The sequence below is a fragment of the Peribacillus simplex genome (genome assembly GCF_900156045.1).
Classification (GTDB): Bacteria; Bacillota; Bacilli; order Bacillales; family DSM-1321; genus Peribacillus; species Peribacillus simplex_D.
In genome coordinates, this window is record NZ_FTMX01000002.1 from 680,945 (window position 1) to 695,719 (window position 14,775).

General features: G+C 43.2%; 18 protein-coding genes. 2 read left to right on the forward strand and 16 right to left on the reverse strand.

Annotated elements, in window-relative coordinates:
- Positions 1-16 precede the first annotated feature (16 nt).
- Positions 17-160 carry a YjcZ family sporulation protein gene (locus BW986_RS09880; protein WP_076367446.1) on the forward strand — a complete coding sequence of 48 codons (144 nt, stop codon included), beginning with the start codon at positions 17-19 and terminating at the stop codon, positions 158-160.
- A gap of 45 nt (positions 161-205) precedes the next feature.
- Here BW986_RS09880 and BW986_RS09885 read toward each other — a convergent pair whose 3' ends face one another.
- Both BW986_RS09885 and BW986_RS09890 read right to left on the reverse strand, forming a co-directional pair.
- Positions 206-817 carry a DedA family protein gene (locus tag BW986_RS09885; RefSeq protein WP_076367448.1) on the reverse strand — a complete coding sequence of 204 codons (612 nt, stop codon included), beginning with the start codon at positions 815-817 and terminating at the stop codon, positions 206-208.
- Positions 818-1,132: 315 nt separating this feature from the next.
- Positions 1,133-2,098 carry an NAD(P)H-dependent flavin oxidoreductase gene (locus tag BW986_RS09890; protein ID WP_142244562.1) on the reverse strand — a complete coding sequence of 322 codons (966 nt, stop codon included), beginning with the start codon at positions 2,096-2,098 and terminating at the stop codon, positions 1,133-1,135.
- Positions 2,099-2,178: 80 nt separating this feature from the next.
- On the opposite strand from BW986_RS09890, the gene BW986_RS09895 reads away from it, so the two are divergent.
- Positions 2,179-2,691 carry a gamma carbonic anhydrase family protein gene (locus tag BW986_RS09895; protein ID WP_076367452.1) on the forward strand — a complete coding sequence of 171 codons (513 nt, stop codon included), beginning with the start codon at positions 2,179-2,181 and terminating at the stop codon, positions 2,689-2,691.
- 76 nt (positions 2,692-2,767) lie between these two features.
- On the opposite strand, the gene paaX is transcribed toward BW986_RS09895, so the two are convergent.
- The 14 genes from paaX to BW986_RS09965 form a co-directional block, all read right to left on the reverse strand.
- The gene (gene paaX / locus BW986_RS09900; RefSeq protein WP_142244574.1) at positions 2,768-3,649 is read right to left on the reverse strand and encodes a phenylacetic acid degradation operon negative regulatory protein PaaX; all 882 of its coding nucleotides are present in this window, start codon (positions 3,647-3,649) and stop codon (positions 2,768-2,770) included.
- A gap of 85 nt (positions 3,650-3,734) precedes the next feature.
- Positions 3,735-4,514 carry an enoyl-CoA hydratase-related protein gene (locus BW986_RS09905; RefSeq protein ID WP_076367456.1) on the reverse strand — a complete coding sequence of 260 codons (780 nt, stop codon included), beginning with the start codon at positions 4,512-4,514 and terminating at the stop codon, positions 3,735-3,737.
- A 62-nt stretch (positions 4,515-4,576) separates the two neighbouring features.
- Positions 4,577-5,788: an acetyl-CoA C-acyltransferase gene (locus BW986_RS09910; protein WP_076367458.1), complete on the reverse strand. Its 1,212-nt coding sequence runs from the start codon at positions 5,786-5,788 to the stop codon at positions 4,577-4,579.
- A complete protein-coding gene (locus BW986_RS09915; RefSeq protein WP_076367460.1) occupies positions 5,785-6,657 on the reverse strand; it encodes a 3-hydroxyacyl-CoA dehydrogenase in 873 nt (290 codons plus the stop codon). Before BW986_RS09915 ends, BW986_RS09910 begins: the two co-directional genes overlap by 4 nt.
- A 117-nt stretch (positions 6,658-6,774) precedes the next feature.
- A complete protein-coding gene (locus tag BW986_RS09920; protein ID WP_076367462.1) occupies positions 6,775-8,295 on the reverse strand; it encodes an aldehyde dehydrogenase family protein in 1,521 nt (506 codons plus the stop codon).
- Between the two features lie 23 nt (positions 8,296-8,318).
- The gene (locus BW986_RS09925; protein ID WP_076367464.1) at positions 8,319-9,092 is read right to left on the reverse strand and encodes an enoyl-CoA hydratase-related protein; all 774 of its coding nucleotides are present in this window, start codon (positions 9,090-9,092) and stop codon (positions 8,319-8,321) included.
- A 10-nt stretch (positions 9,093-9,102) separates the two neighbouring features.
- Positions 9,103-9,879 (reverse strand): enoyl-CoA hydratase/isomerase family protein, encoded by a 777-nt coding sequence (locus BW986_RS09930; protein ID WP_076367466.1) that lies wholly within the window; start codon positions 9,877-9,879, stop codon positions 9,103-9,105.
- Positions 9,876-10,181 carry an EthD family reductase gene (locus tag BW986_RS09935; protein ID WP_076367468.1) on the reverse strand — a complete coding sequence of 102 codons (306 nt, stop codon included), beginning with the start codon at positions 10,179-10,181 and terminating at the stop codon, positions 9,876-9,878. Before BW986_RS09935 ends, BW986_RS09930 begins: the two co-directional genes overlap by 4 nt.
- A 20-nt stretch (positions 10,182-10,201) precedes the next feature.
- A complete protein-coding gene (gene paaD / locus BW986_RS09940; RefSeq protein ID WP_076367470.1) occupies positions 10,202-10,699 on the reverse strand; it encodes a 1,2-phenylacetyl-CoA epoxidase subunit PaaD in 498 nt (165 codons plus the stop codon).
- A 24-nt stretch (positions 10,700-10,723) separates the two neighbouring features.
- Positions 10,724-11,524 (reverse strand): 1,2-phenylacetyl-CoA epoxidase subunit PaaC, encoded by an 801-nt coding sequence (paaC, locus tag BW986_RS09945; RefSeq protein WP_076367472.1) that lies wholly within the window; start codon positions 11,522-11,524, stop codon positions 10,724-10,726.
- Positions 11,514-11,873 carry a 1,2-phenylacetyl-CoA epoxidase subunit PaaB gene (gene paaB, locus BW986_RS09950; protein ID WP_076367474.1) on the reverse strand — a complete coding sequence of 120 codons (360 nt, stop codon included), beginning with the start codon at positions 11,871-11,873 and terminating at the stop codon, positions 11,514-11,516. The genes paaC and paaB overlap by 11 nt, the downstream gene beginning before the upstream one ends.
- Before the next feature lie 18 nt (positions 11,874-11,891).
- On the reverse strand, positions 11,892-12,848 hold the full coding sequence (gene paaA, locus BW986_RS09955; RefSeq protein ID WP_076367476.1) for a 1,2-phenylacetyl-CoA epoxidase subunit PaaA: 957 nt from the start codon (positions 12,846-12,848) through the stop codon (positions 11,892-11,894).
- Positions 12,849-12,975: 127 nt separating this feature from the next.
- Positions 12,976-13,215, reverse strand: coding sequence for a ferredoxin (locus tag BW986_RS09960; protein ID WP_076367478.1), 240 nt, complete (start codon positions 13,213-13,215; stop codon positions 12,976-12,978).
- Positions 13,216-13,417: 202 nt separating this feature from the next.
- Complete coding sequence (locus BW986_RS09965) at positions 13,418-14,746, reverse strand: phenylacetate--CoA ligase family protein (protein ID WP_076367480.1); 1,329 nt, start codon at positions 14,744-14,746, stop codon at positions 13,418-13,420.
- Between the last annotated feature and the right edge of the window lie 29 nt (positions 14,747-14,775).

The window sequence follows — 14,775 nt, forward strand, 5'->3', positions numbered from 1 at the left end:
TTGAGGAGGAAATCAAATGGGTGGAAATTGTAACGATTGTTGCGACAGCGGCTTCGGCGGTTTCGATAACGGATTTGCATTGCTGATCGTATTATTCATCTTGTTGATCATCATCGGATGCAGTTGGGGATTCGGCGGCGGCTTCGGTGGATGCTGCTAAAAATGACATAAATCAAAAAGGCGCCTGATCAAGGCGCCTTCTTTGTTATGAATTGACTTTTAATTTTTGTCTTTGCTTTTGTTTTTGAGTCTTCATAATGAACCAAATGATTATAAGTGCGATGGGGATAAGCAAGAAATTCGCATATTGTGAAAAGATGGCTCCTGCCTGCTCCCATCTCGGTCCTAACTTGTACCCAAGATAAACATAAACGCTTGTAACAGGAAGCATCGCCATATAGGTATATAAAATGAATTTCCAAATACTCATTTTCAATATTCCGCATGGTAGCGAAACGGCGGTACGAATGCCTGGTACAAATCGTCCAAAAAAGGCAATTCCCCCACCAAACCTTTCAAAGAATCGGTCAGCCTTATTCAACTGCTCATCTTTGATCAAAAAGTATTTCCCGAACTTTAATACAAGCGGTCTCCCTCCATACTTGCCTAAAGCATATAGCGTCAATGGGCCCGTTACCCCACCAAACGAACCGGCAAGGATCGTCAAGTATAAATTCATATCACCTTGATAAACCCAGTATCCAGCCAGTGGCAAAACGATTTCAGCAGGAATGAATTCAAAAGTCAAAGCTAGCAACACACCGAAATAGGATAAAGATTTAAACGCTTCAATCATATCCATTATTAAAGTTTCCATAGAGGTTTCCCCTTTTCTAACTTTTATTACATATAAAAGGGGTGCTCCCAGACTGATTCTGGGCACCCCTTGATTTCAAATAGGACATTTTCCATTGTATCACAAGTTCAATCACATTTTCCCAAAATGTTATCCTAAAACAATGTACCTCATGGAGTCCATTTTATGTTTTCGGGCTATAGATTTGAAAAATGATCATATAATTTCAGAAGGTCCAGAAAGGAAAAAAGCTTGAGGACAAATTGACCTCAAGCTTTCGGTAGTTTACAAAGGAATAGACCCATGAACTAATGACAAGATTGGCTCCCTCCGCTCTCAAATCATAAAAGGGGCAGAGAGCCTGCTCAATCCATCCTCCATTTGTTTTTTCGCATCTTTCATCATGCCATCAAGTAATTCCTTTACCGTGGGTATATCGTCAATCAATCCAGCGACCTGGCCGCTGTTCATGAATCCATTGTTAACATCGCCGTTCATCGCCCCATTAATATGATGGACTTCAGAGGTCATTTCACGATAATTTACAGGAGACAGTCCCTGTTTTTCCAAATCCAGGACCTTCTCGGAATATGGGTCCTTCAATACTCTTCTGACCTGGCCAAATGTTCTGCCCAGAATTACCGTATCATTGCCCATCGCTTCGATTAGTTTCTGTTTATATGACGGATGGAACGGTGCTTCTTGTGTAGCGATCAGCCTGGTCCCTAATTGGACTCCTGAAGCCCCCAACATCAATGCCGCTGCCAAACCCTGTCCATTTCCTATCCCGCCAGCAGCCAAAACTGGAAGCGTCACATGCTTGCTGATTTGCGGAATGAGTGTAAAGGTCGTCATTTCCAGGTTCGAATTGATGCCGGCAGCTTCAAACCCTTCTGCGACCAACACATCAGCCCCTGCGGCTTGAGCTTTTTGCGCATGCTTGACCGACGCAACGATGGCGATCACTTTCACATTCTTTTTTTGTAATAGTGGAATGAAAGGCGCAGGATTTCCTGCAGATAAGGAAACTACAGGTATATCATGCTTCAGGACAAGATTCACTAACTCATCAGTATATGGACTAACGTTTATTGGAATGTTCAACGCAAAATTGTTATTGGTTTTATCTTTAGTTTCGAGAATGATGGCTTCTACCTGTTCAGGATTCATGGTACCGCACCCAATTGTTCCTAGTCCCCCTGCATTGGATACTGCAGCTGCAAGACTTGCATTGCTTATATTCCCCATGCCGCCTTGTATAATGGGATATTTTATCGCAAAAAGTTCACAAATATATTTCACTTTCATCCCTCCCTGTCAATTTAATGTTATACTATATTCATTAGAAAAACAATTCTGACTTTTCAAAAAGGAGCGAGACTATGATTATTCCGTATAATAATAAAAAACCATCCATTGATGATACTGTTTTCGTGGCACCTGGCGCTCATTTAATCGGTGATATTTCGATTGGGAAAGACTCTACCATTTGGTTTAATGCAGTACTGCGCGGTGATGAAGATTCAATTACAATAGGAGAAAAATGCAGTATACAAGATAACTCCACCATTCATTTATTCGAAGGATGCCCAGTTGTAATTGAAGACGAAGTGACGGTTGGTCACAATGTTATCCTGCATGGTTGTAAAATAGGCAAACGGTCCATTATTGGAATGGGTTCAACGATATTGGATAATGTAGAGATCGGCGAAGAATGCATCATCGGAGCGAACACATTGATTTCCTCTGGCAAAATCATACCTCCACGTTCACTGGTTATTGGTTCCCCTGGGAAAGTGGTTCGCAGATTGAATAATAAAGACCTTGAATTGATCCAACTTTCTATCGATACATATGTTCAAAAAGGGAAAGACTTCAAAGGGATACTTGATTAATTATTGCAGAAGTCGAAAATGATAATGTGAAAAGAGCTTCTGCAAGTCGTCATTAGCGACTGGCTGAAGCTCTTTTTCACTTAATGATAAGTGGATGGTCCTTGGCATCATAGGTTTCGTCTTTCCGGCATAAATCATTGTTTTCCTGAAATACGCTTTCAAAGAAACGGCTTGCTGGTTCAGCCAAGACTTGATAATACTGGCTAAATAAAAGAGCAGCATGATTCCCATTCCACTTTGAAGGCAGAAGTTCCTTTGGCAGGCCCGGATCGATAAATAAAAATTTACGGTATTCATGCACCAAGTTCGTTCGTTCCACAAAACAATCGGCATCGGACATTTCGCCCCTGTTAATGATGCTTTGATGAACGATGAATTGTTTGCTGTATTTCTCGATGAATTCTTCATATTTATTTTCAATCTCTTCTAAATGCCAGCTTTTCTCTACAAGCGATTGGTTTTCTTTTGGACCTTTGTACTCCGAAATGAAAAAATCAACATATTCTTTGATGTCATATTTCTCGATTAAGCGATTGATTTGTTTCTCCAAATCATTAGGTGAAATCCAGCAACCACTTGAAAAACTGCCAAACCCGCTCCATAATAATTCTTTACGGAGATCATCCCGTAATTGCCGCTTATCTTCAGGGATCGTGTACATTAAGATACGCCATTTACCATCCCACTCATTCGGTTTCATCTTATATATGCGATTTGCCGCTTCATCCATTCTCTGCACACCGCGATCAGTCAAAAAGTAATAGCTTTTATTTCCCTGCTTCTCTGACTGAATCCATCCTTGCTTGACCATTCGTGAAACGGCAACACGTACGCCCTGCTCATTATGGCCGAATTCCTTTAATAAACGAATTAAACTGCCTATCCAGATTTTATTTCCATAGTTACGGATATAATCGCCGTATATCGTAAAAATCATGGATTGAGTGTTAGTACCTATCTTTCTCACCTCGCCCTTACATTGTTACTATTTTCACACGGAAGACATAATAATTATTATATCTTTTTAAAAAGAAAGCGCAATATTATTCACCAGTAAATCGTGCTTTTCTCCGTTCACTGAATGCCAGGAGCGCTTCCAATCTGTCTTGAGTCGGGATGGTCAATTCATAGGCTTTTCCCTCTATGGCCATTCCGGTTTGCAAATCCGTATTCAGTCCTTGGTCAATCGCATATTTGGCTTGTTTGACTGCAATCGGCCCATTTTTCATGATATTGGCTGCCAATTCCTCACAGGCTGACATCAGTTGATCCCTTGGCACGACCTTCAAAAGGATCCCTAATTGACATGCCTCTTCTGCAGTCAATTTTTTAGCAGTGAAGATCAATTCCTTCGCTTTCATTTCCCCAATCAATCTCGGCAGCCGCTGAGTACCGCCTGCCCCAGGAATAATGGCCCAGCTAGTTTCAGTGAGCCCCAAAGAAACACCTTCGGCAGCAGCAATTGCAAAGTCACATGAAAGCAGCCATTCAAATCCTCCCCCCAATGCATATCCATTGACGGCAGCTATCGTTGGCTGCGGAAGCCCTGCGATACTATTAAAAACATCGCGAATCGCTTTAACGTTCCTTCTTACTTCCGCATCATTCAAAGACTTCCTTTCTTTCAAATCCGCGCCCGCGCTGAAGGCCTTTTCCCCTGCACCGGTGAAAATGACGACACGGATATCGCCGTCATAATAAACCGCATCGATGACTTCCTGCAGTTCACATAGTGTCTCATAGTCGAAGCAGTTCAATACGTCGGGCCGATTCACTGTTACATAACCGATTTGATTTATCACTTTATAAATAATCTTGGACATGAGTCTTCTCCCCCTAAAAAAAATGACCCTTATGCAGATAAATCTAATAAGGGCCGGCCCCATCAGGATTCTTTTTCAATATTTTCTATAATGGCTGAAATGCCTTGGCCAACGCCTACACACATCGTCGCAAGTCCATAACGGACATTCCGCTTTTTCATCTCGTGGACGAGCGTTGTTAAAATGCGCGCCCCGCTTGCACCTAGCGGATGGCCAAACGCTATTGCCCCGCCGTTGACATTCACTTTCTCCTGATCCAATTTCAATTGGCGGATGCACTCCAAGGATTGGGAAGCGAATGCTTCATTCAATTCCACTAGCCCGATGTCTCCAATCGTCAAGTTTGCCCTTTCCAATGCTTTTTTAGTGGCATGAATCGGGCCAAGGCCCATAATGGACGGTTCTAAGCCCGCTACCGCCCCTACAACATATTTGGCAAGGGGTTTCAATCCAAGCTCCCGTGCTTTTTCTGCACTCATCAAAAGTAATGCCGAGGCTCCATCATTTACGCCTGAAGCATTACCGGCCGTTATAGTGCCATCTTTAAAGATCGGTTTGAGTTTTTCCAACTTATCGATCGTCGTGTCAGGACGAGGGTGTTCATCCTTCTCGATAATGACTTCATTCCCTTTACGATCCGTATATCGAACAGGTACGATTTCATTAATGAAACGCTCATTGTCCACTGCTTTTTTTGCTTTTTGCTGGCTTTGATACGCGAATTGGTCTTGATCCTCCCTTGAAACCGAAAAACGCCGGGCAACGTTTTCAGCCGTTTGAGGCATCGAATCCGTGCCATACATTTCTTTAAGTTTCTCATTCGTGAAGCGCCATCCGATCGTTGTATCCTGAAGCTCCATTGAACCCCGCGGAAATTCACTCTCAGGTTTGGCCATGACGTACGGCGCCCTTGTCATGCTTTCGGTACCGCCTGCGATATAAATATCGCCTTCACCTACAGCAATGGAGCGTGCAGCATACATGACGGCATCCAATCCTGATCCACACAAACGATTTATTGTCGTTCCAGCCACATTTACCGGAAGACCAGCTAAAAGGGCGGACATCCTGGCCACATCGCGATTATCCTCTCCTGCCTGATTTGCATTCCCGAAGATGACATCTTCAATTTGATCTGGCGGCAGCTCTGGATTGCGATCGGTCAGCGCCTTGATTACAATTGCACCGAGGTCATCCGGACGAACGCTTTTCAAAGCTCCTTTATATCTTCCGATTGGTGTTCTCACAGCATCAATAATCACAACATCCTTCACTTCTTCACCAACTCGCCATCTTTTGTATAATCGTACACACCTTTACCTGTCTTGCGGCCGAGCCTGCCAGCTTTAACATACTGTTCAAGAAGAGGGGCCGGGCGGTATTTCTCACCAAGTTTACTATGTAAATATTTTAAATTATTCAAACGGGCATCCAATCCCACCAAATCACCTAGCTCAAATGGTCCCATTGGGTAATTCAGCCCTAACTTTATTGCCTTATCGATTTCTTCTGGTGTACCTAAACCTTCTTGAAGCATAAAGAACGCTTCATTACCAACCAAACAGCTGATCCTGCTGGTTACAAAACCAGGGAATTCATTAATGACCACGGTTTCTTTCCCCATTTTTCCGGCTACCTCTTTTATTACGGCTGCCGTTTCATCACTGGTTTCAAGACCACGTACAATTTCGACGAGCGGCATCTTTTGTACAGGATTGAAAAAATGCATGGCAATCGTTTTTTCAGGACGCTTTCCATAAGAACCAATTTCAGTAGGGCTCATCGTGGAAGTATTGGTTGCAAAGTAACAGTCTTCTTTTGCATGGACTTCAATCGTTTCGAAGACTGCCCTCTTAATTTCCGCCTTTTCCGGAACTGCCTCTATGATCAAGTCCGCATATGCTGCTGATTCTTTCAAATTGGAAGAATAGGAGAATCTGCTTTTTGCAGCTGCCGCTTCTTCCTGGGTGATTTTTTGGTAGCGTACACCCTTCTCAAAAATTTCATCGATCTCTTTTCTTGCACTTTCCAAAGCATCCTGATTCACATCCACCAGTACTACATTAAAGCCTCCTGTTGCTCCTACATAAGCTATTCCCCTGCCCATGACACCAGATCCGACAATCACCAGATTTCTAATCATTCGTTCATTCCTCCTTCAAAAATAAATAGGGCTGGCCACGATGAATCAGATCAGCATTCATCCATTCCTGAATTACTTTTCCGACATACCGATTCAGCCAGCCGCCTATTTTATGTTTTATTGAATTCCAAAGGGATTTAAGGGACGGCTTCCATGATAGGAAATGATGCTTTTCGTTTCTGTATAAAGATCAAGTGTCTCAATACAAAGTTCCCGGCCGAATCCTGATTGTTTATACCCTCCGAAAGGTGTTCCAGGAAATGCGGAGAATGGGCAATTCACCATGACGATTCCCGCTTCTATTTGATTGGCCACTCTAGTCGCACGCCCGCCATCTTTTGTCCATAGGGCTGAACCCAAACCGAACTCCGTATCATTTGCGAGTCTCACGGCTTCTTTTTCATCTTTGAATTTCATTATGACAACGACCGGTCCGAATATTTCCTCTTTCACTACATCCATTTCATGATTGACATTCGCTATGACCGTCGGCTCATACCAAAAACCGTTTTCGAAACCTTCAATGACAGCTGGCTTACCCCCTGTCAGGATTTTCGCTCCATCAGTAATGGCAGATTGCACATAATTGTCGATGACATCCAATTGCCCTTGATCGATGACTGCACCGACGTGTGTTTCTTTGTCGAGTGGATTGCCCAATTTCAATTTTTTCGTTTTTTCCACGAATCTGGCAACGAATTCGTCGTATATGTCTTCATGTACGTATAAACGGGATCTAGCTTCGCAGGATTGTCCAGTATTGTAGAATATGCCATATAATGATCCATCGATGGCTGCTTCAAGGTCCGCATCTTCAAAGACAATATTAGGGGACTTCCCGCCAAGCTCCAATGTCACCCTTTTTAATGTCTGTGAAGCTTTGCCCATGAGATCCCTGCCGATTGGCGTAGAACCCGTGAAGGCAACCTTATTCACTTTCGGATGCTCGACAAGGTAATTCCCTACGTCCGATCCTGGACCTGGAATGATATTGACCACGCCGGAAGGAACACCGGCTTCTAAACAGATTTCCCCTAATACAATTGCCGTCAATGGCGTTAACGAAGCTGGCTTAACAATGACAGAACAGCCAACTGCAATTGCAGGTGCAATTTTCCACGCCGCCATCATCATAGGGTAATTCCAAGGGATGATTTGAGCACAAACACCTACTGGCTCTTTTTCCGTATAGTTATGGAATTGACCAGGTACATTATTGACAGATCCGCGGTGTGCAACTAAAGCGCCTGCATAAAATTCGAAATCTTCAATTGCCTGCATGACTTGACCTTGTGCTGCAGAAATGGATTTGCCGCTGTTCAGAACTTCCAATTCAACCAATTCATTAAAGCGTGAACGCATGATTGCTGCAATTTTGTTCAATACACGAGAACGTTTATTAATCGGAGTTCTCTTCCATTTCCCATTATCAAATGCTTCACGTGCAGCTTGAACGGCTTTTTCTGCATCTTCCTTTGTTGCCTTTGCAACTTTGGCAATGATTTCACCCGTCGCAGGATTGTACGCATCAATCGTGGAACCACCAGAGCTTTCCACTCTTTCTCCATTTATGATCAGATGATAATAATCACGCTTCATTTCCGCTTTTTCAAATGCCGCCTCTTGAACTCTTACCATGTAATCCCACTCCCTTTTCTATATTACTTGCCTATGAATTGAGCCTTCCTTTTTTCAATGAATGCTGCCACACCTTCTGCATAATCCTTCGTTAAGCCAGCAATTCGCTGCCCCTCCGCTTCTTCTTTTAAGTATTCTTCCAATGAAAGGTGATAGGACGCCTCTAAGTATCTTTTAATTAACCCGATTGCTTTAGTTGGCTTGTTCGCGATATTCTCTGCAAAGGCTTTCAATTCCTCGTTCCATTCTTCCACACCGATCACTTTTGTAGCGAGCCCGATATTTTTCGCCTCGCTAGCCGGAACCTTTTCCCCTAATAAAGATAATTCCAAGGCTTTCGCATGACCAACGATTCGCGAAAGGTAATACAGATTCCCCGAATCAGGTATCAAGCCGATATTGACAAAAGCATTTACAAAACTGGCTTTTTCAGAAACAAGCCGGAAATCGCATGCCAGTGCCAGGCTGAAGCCAGCCCCTGCAGCCACTCCATTGACTGCTGCAATGATCGGTTTTTCACAGCTTGCTAATTGCTCCATCATCGGACCGTAGTCTTCGCGCAGCATCTGGCCTAAATTCATGTCCTCATCAACTTCCGATAAATCTTGCCCCGAACAAAAGGCCCTGCCTTCCCCTGTAATGATAATGGCCCGTACTTCATCTGACCCCGCAGATATTTTGATCGCTTTCCGTATTTCCTTATTCATTTGGGACGTAAAGGCATTAAGTTTATCAGGACGGTTCAAAGTAAGCCAAGCCACTCCATTTTCAACCCTATATTTAATCGTTTCGTACATAGAGCACCCCTTATCCGCCTGTAAATTTCGGCTCCCTTTTTTCAACAAATGCTTTCATTCCTTCTTTTTGGTCCTCTGATGCAAAAAGAATATAGAAGTTCTTCCGTTCAAATTGCATGCCCTCATTTAAGGGATAATCAACTGCCTTATTAACAGATTCTTTGATCAGCCTCACCGCTAACGGGGGTTGCTTTGCTATCTTTCTAGCAAAATCAACCGTTTCTTCCATTAACAATTCAGGTGCCACGATCTTATTAATGAAACCATATTGCAGGGCTGTCTTTGCCTTTATCCTTTCTGCCGTCAATATCCATTCAAGTGCCTTCGTCTTGCCTACCAATTTGGTCAACCTTTGGGTTCCTCCTGCACCAGGCATGACCCCTAGTGTCACTTCCGGAAAGGAAAACTGGGTATCGCTGGCGGCAATCAGGAAATCGCAGGATAAAGCAAGTTCAAAACCACCACCGAATACAAAACTTTTCACTGCACCAATCACAGGCTTCTTGACTAAGCTTATTCGGTCCCAATCAGCAAATTGGTTCGTTAACTCCATACTGATTGGATTGTCGTTCACCATCTCGTCAATATCAGCTCCACCGGAGAATGCTTTTCCATTACCCGATAGCAAGATCACCTTCACTTGTGGGTCCAGGTCGAATTCTTCCATGGTTGAAACTATTTCCCTAACCATTTTCCTGTTAAGGGCATTCAGTTGCTTCGGCCGATTTAAGAAGATATAACCAATGCCTTCCGCGATTGACGTTTCAATGAATTGAAGGGCATTCATCTTATTTCTTCGCCGATCATCATCGTTACAAGTTTCCCGGCAAAGCCCATTAGGTCCTTCCCTGATGCTTTTCCTTCCGGTGAACGCATTCCTTGCTGCAATGCTTCGTGGTCTTCATAATACATTTCACAAAGAATGTAATACTCGGAGTCTTTGCCCATTGGGGTCCCTACAATTTTAGTGACCTCCATTTTTTGAAGACCTGGAATTTTTTCCGTTATCGGACCATGTACATTGAAATAGTGCTCATCGAATTCTTCCTTGTTTTCAGGTTGTTTGTATAGGGCGATTAACTTTACCATTTTATAGAACCTCCATTATATTAGATTATTTTTATCATCGGTTTCATCGCTTCGAACGGATTTTTGCATGCTTTACAATATAAAATGCTGCGGCAGGCCGTTGGACCGAAGATATTCTCCATCGTGACATATGTCGATTCACAATATGGGCAATCCACGTGCCATGATCCATCACTTTTCATTTGTCGAGGAGGAGGGGAGATTCCGAAAACCTTCAATCCAGCTTTCCCTTTTTCCGTGATTCGATCGGATGTCCACGAAGGGGAACGTAAAAATTCCACATTTACATTTTTTACGGCAGGCAGCTGACGAAGGGCTGTTTCCACATTTTTTTGGATGATCGACAATGCCGGGCACCCAAGAAAAGTTGGCAGCATTTTTACCGAAACGTCCTTGCCCGAAATCGTCACGTCTTCAACCATCCCCAAATCCAGGATACTTACTGTATCGATTTCGGGATCTTTAACGTCTTCCAGGAGCTTATAAATTTCTTCTGTGTTTAACTGTATGGTCGACATGGTACCCCTCCCCTTTCCATTGATTCACCATGAAGCTGCTTTATCGGTTGCGTACACTTCACTTAACGTTTCAAGAGCCTTTTCCAAATCTTCCGTATGCTGGCCATTACGACCATCACCTCTTGCCATGCCTATTTCAATAGTTGTTGCTAAGCCCACACTTTCAAAAATCGGGGTGATAGCCTCGATCCATTTTTTCTGTAAATCAGCTTCGCCTTCTATCAAGCCAAGCTCCACCATTTCCTCTCCATATTGTCCAAGTGAAAATACGCCGGCAAAATCCGGCATCGTTTTCCCAATCGCCGCTTTCATTCTCGAAACCGCTTCCAAGTGGCCAGATCCCAGCAATTGGACGAACCATGTTTTCCAGTGCATCAAATGATAGTAAAGTTCCATCTGTACCTTTTGTGCCACTTCGGCAAGCGGTTCATATGAACATGACTGAAGGGATTGAACCTTAATCGCTTTGGCTTGGGTATAAAAATAATTCCGCACTACCGCAAACGCCCAATCATAATCCGGATCTTTCATATAGTAACCAGGACCATTGACCAATTCGAGAATGATTGCATTGCGCCGTTCCTTGGCAGGACGGTCGTGAGCCAGTTTATCAGCATCCCCTTCACCGAGTTCATCCAGTAATTTATAATATATGGCTGCATGACCCATCGTGTCTTGTGATATCGAAGCGGATGCAACATCTTCTTCGATATGCGGTGCGAGTCCAAGCCATTCTGCACCACGGTAAGAATGGATGAAGTCATCGTCCGCCAGTTGAAGCAGCAATTCCTTGATTGCGATGTCCTTCAATGATTCATTCCTCATTTTTCACACCTCCAGCCCAAGACATGATCTCTTTTTCATCGAGCATTCCCTGCTCATACTTCCGCCATTTTTTCTTTAAATACCCGTACCCTTTTGTGGTCCTGTAATCTTTATTATCAATACGTTGAAGCGTTTTCTTTTCCTCGACCGTCATTTTCCGTATATTCTGTCTTTTCACAACCCAGATATCATCAACCGCTTCACGTCTCATGAAGTTTTCTTGTGCCATCATGATGGCGATATCCTCATTTGGGGCCAGCAGGCTGAAGTGGTATTGAACGGGCGATGATTGCGTTTTACGGCTGAATACTTCAAATTCTTCAAAGTAATTTCCTTGTCTAGTTTCCATATCGTCCTTCCCCCTCCATTAGATGACCTTTGGCGCCAACGCCTCACGTACCCATTTATTATTTTCATAAGAAATTCTTCGAAGGCTTAGGCGATCCTGCGAACGGGGGCCTTCATTCCTTGCGAGCACCTTCAATTTCCCCCAATCGGGTTGTTTGTAAATCCAGGTTTCAGATGTTTTATCAAACCTAAGCGTTTCATCGGGAATGCTAAAACCGAGTGAAAGGATCCGCTTCACATATTTAGAAAAAAAGGCTTGTCGAAGCTGTTCATTCGTACTGGTTCTGATTCTGTACTTAATCGTTATATCCTGTTTGGATGTGCCCACTTCATTCTTGCTGGGAGGTCCAAAGAAAAGTAATAAAGATTCCCACCAATAATCGATGGAGTCTTGAACCAATTTCCTTTGTTCTTCCGTCCCTTCAGCCAAAGCCATGATTATCGCTTCACCATGCTGGGCGTGAAAAACTTCTTCCGCGCAAATCCTTTGTAATGCCCGGGCATAAGGTCCGTATGAGGCGCCAAGCATGTTCGTCTGGGAAATGATGGCTGCTCCATCAACCAGCCAACCAATCAATCCAGCATCGCCCCAGGATTTGGCTTCCATATGGAAAACATTATGAAACTTTAAATCTCCTTTAAACAAATCTTGCATTAGGTCATCCCGTTTTTTTCCGTACGGCTTTAGCAAATCCTCGGCGACCCGAAGCAATAATTGCCCATGCCCCATTTCATCCTGCACCTTAGCCATGATCCCAAGTTTTCTATTTAAGGTCGGTGCTTTAGGCACCCATTCCTTTTCTGGAAGCGCCCCCATGATTTCACTGATTCCATGCATCGATATTAACTTGATTAAAGTGCTCCGGTATTCTTCCGGCATCCAATCATCCGCTTCTATCTTTTCTCCTGCTTCGATTCTGGCAATGAATTGATTCAGCTTTTCTTCTCCTGCCATATCATTTAAAAGAACGTTCATCCAAATCACCTCTTTTTATAATATAACGTTTATATAACGTTATTATATTTAATTGTTATATTAAATGCAAGACTATTCTGTCTTTTTTCATAATAAAAGGAAATTATCAGGGTATTTCACTAATCTTTTAATCTACCAAAACTTTAAAGGGCGAAGTTTCCACTTTAATTGAATCTGTTGGGCAGCCTTCCATTGCATCATCCAGATCATCAAATAAATCTTCCGCGACCTCTGCAGTTCCTTCATTTTCATCCAGGATGACAAATGCCACCCCCTCATCATTGTAATCAAAGATTTCCGGGGCAGAAGCACCGCATGCACCGCAAGCAATGCAAGTTTCTTGATCAACAATTGTATATTTAGCCAAGATGCCCTCCTCCTTCCCTATTTCATGTTTGGTTCTAATCTCAGCTTACATTAAGAAATAAACCCATGGTTAACCACGAATGCACCCGCATTATGTATCGTGTTTTCGCACCACTTGTTCGAGTTTTTGGGCTTCACGTATTTCAATCGGTACATACGCAGGCATATACTGAACGTCAGAATTATGTTCATGAGCACTGAATTTATAAACTAATGACTTCATCTTTCCGCTTATCAACGACACGAATCGCTTTTCCTTCTGAACGGGGTATGCTTTTGGGAATGTTGACAACAACATCCATCGTTACAAGACATGCAGATTTCAAATGATGCTGAATCGTTTTCCTTAATATCTCTACATTTCCATGCGTTAAGTCTTCTTCAATCTCCCTGTAGAAACCGCTTTCAATTTCAATATGCAGTTCAACACCGTCCATTTTCCCCTTCTTAACAAGATGAATCTGATAATGAGGCACAATTCCCTCCATTTGGAATAATACACGCTCAATTTCAGAAGGAAATACATTCACTCCCCTGACTATGATCATATCATCCGTTCTGCCTTTAACACGGGACATTCTAGTTGTGGTACGCCCGCATTTACACGGTTCATGGGTAATTGAGGCGATATCACCCGTCCGATAACGAATGATTGGCAGCGCTTCCTTTGTAAGGCTGGTAAAGACAAGTTCCCCATCTTCGCCGTCCTCCACTGGTTCAAGCGTGTCCGGGTTAATGACCTCGACAAGAAAATGGTCTTCTGCGATATGCAGTCCATCCTGTGCTTCATGGCATTCTACCGCAACTCCGGGCCCCATGATCTCACTTAGTCCGTAAATATCGATGGCTTTCAAATTCAGTTTTCTCTCAAGTGTTGCCCTCATTTCCTCTGACCATGGCTCAGCTCCGAAAATCCCATACTCAAGCCCATTATCTGCAGGATCAATCCCCATCTCTTCCATCTTTTCGGCGATATTCAAAATATAAGTAGGGGTTCCACAAATGCCGCGCGGTTTAAAATCATTGATGATCGTAATCTGCCGATCGGTATTCCCCCCTGAAATGGGCACTGTCGCAACTCCTAGTTTTTCTGCACCACAATGCAAACCGAGGCCCCCGGTAAACAGACCATATCCATATGCGTTATGGAAAATATCTGACTTGCGACCTCCAGCAGCTGCAATTCCACGTGCGACGATTGTTGCCCAGTTTTCCAAATCATTTTTCGTATAACCGACAATTGTAGGCTTTCCGCTTGTTCCGGATGAACCATGAATGCGTGTGACATCCTCCATCGGAACGGCGAATAAACCGAATGGATACTGATCTCGAAGAGTCTGTTTTTTTGTAAAAGGAAGCTTTATCACATCATTTAGAGTTTGAATATCTTCTGGTTCCAAGCCCATCTCCCTAAATTTTTCTCTGTAATAAGGTACATTTTCATATACATGGCTTATCGTTTTTTTTAAGCGAGCCAATTGTAAACTTTCCATTTCAGCACGCGAAGCCGTTTCAATTTCCGGATTGTACATTGTTTTTGTCCCCCTCAATTTTACATTGT